General features: G+C 39.1%; 1 protein-coding gene. It reads right to left on the reverse strand.

The window, feature by feature from the left end; translation table 11 throughout:
• On the reverse strand, window positions 1-274 hold a 274-nt coding region (locus RYX56_RS22310), incomplete at both ends, for an ATP-binding cassette domain-containing protein (RefSeq protein WP_317124115.1).

Genomic DNA, 274 nt, shown 5'->3' on the forward strand with positions numbered 1-274 from the left:
CGCTGTCAGGTTCCATTTCCCCCATCAATATTTTAAAAAGGGTTGTTTTCGCGATTTCATTTGTACCGACAAGGGCAATTTTGTCTCCTTTATTCATAAAAAAACTGATATTATCAAGCACTTTTACCCCGTCAATCGTTTTCGTCAAGCCTTCTACCCGTAACAAGTCATTGCCAATCTCACGTTCAGGTGTAAAGCCAACATATGGGTAACGGCGGGACGATGGTTTGATATCATCTAATGTAATTTTTTCTAATAGTTTCTTCCTTGAGGT

This window comes from Alkalihalophilus lindianensis (genome assembly GCF_032843265.1).
GTDB classification, from domain to species: domain Bacteria; phylum Bacillota; class Bacilli; order Bacillales; family Bacillaceae_D; genus Alkalihalophilus; species Alkalihalophilus lindianensis.